General features: G+C 58.0%; 1 protein-coding gene. It reads right to left on the bottom strand.

Translation table 11 applies throughout. The features are described from left to right. On the bottom strand, window positions 1-925 hold a 925-nt coding region (locus RMO15_RS32125; RefSeq protein WP_309723070.1), incomplete at its 3' end, for a Gfo/Idh/MocA family oxidoreductase. Between the last annotated feature and the right edge of the window lie 85 nt (window positions 926-1,010).

Below are 1,010 nucleotides of genomic sequence, written 5' to 3'. Positions count from 1 at the left end.
GGTTGTTCTGGAGCGCATCAATAAACGCCTGGAACTGTGGCGGGTACGGGTGATCACTCACATCGCCGGAGTCTACGGTGGGGACGCCAAGCTTGGTCCAGAGGTCTTTGCTCATGCCAGGCCACTGGAGCGAGGTGAGCTTCTCGTCTAAAATGCTGCCCTCACTGCCCACCAGGTGCTGATGGAAATAATACGGCTGGAGGCAGTCAATACACGACGTTACTTTTCCCAGTCTGCCATCGGCGAAGCGCAGCAGCGAGACGGTAGTCGTCGGGTACTCGTAGGCGGCGAAATTGGGATTTTGGGACTGGGTTGCATAGCACGTGATCTCTTCGATCTGGCCGGGCAAGTAGTGACGGAGCAGGTCCAGCGCGTGGCAGCCCGCCGTGAGGAGGCTGGAGCCACCGAAGTCTTTCTTGATGTTCCAGGCGTACTGCCCGTACCAGGGGCCGATTCCGTGGTAGTAGTCCACCTCGGCGTAGTGGACATCGCCCAGTAAGTTTTTATCGAGTGCGGCACGGATTGCCTGCGCGTGGCGGCTGAAGCGCACCTCGAAGCAGACACAGGCCTGCACTTGGGCTTCTCGGATGGCATCGCGAACAGCGACGCAGCTCTGCCAGTCAATCCCGATGGGCTTCTCGATAATCAGGTGCTTCCCGGCCTTTGCGGCGGCGATTGCCTGCTCTGGGTGGAGCGGATGGGGCGTGCAGATATCAATAATGTCTATCGAGTCGTCCGTGAGCAGGTCATTAAAATCCGTGGTGACCGTGAGTGGCGTGCCGTACTGGGCACTCAGCGCGGCGGCATCGAGCTCCCTCCGCGAGCAGACGGCGACAATGTCCGCGCCCTTGACGCTCTTAAACGCCTCGATATGCGCACCCGCCACCCAGCCCATTCCCACAATCCCTATTCGGAAGTTCTTCATACTACAAGTCTACCTCAGCACAAAACTCCGGTACAATCGGAGTGAAGAGGATCGAAAATGTTTCAGAATCAACAACAGCAACAAC

It is taken from the genome of Armatimonas sp., from assembly GCF_031410135.1.
Taxonomy (GTDB): domain Bacteria; phylum Armatimonadota; class Armatimonadia; order Armatimonadales; family Armatimonadaceae; genus Armatimonas.
The sequence above is the reverse complement of the archived record's forward strand: the minus strand, read 5'-3'. Positions and strand labels throughout refer to the sequence as shown.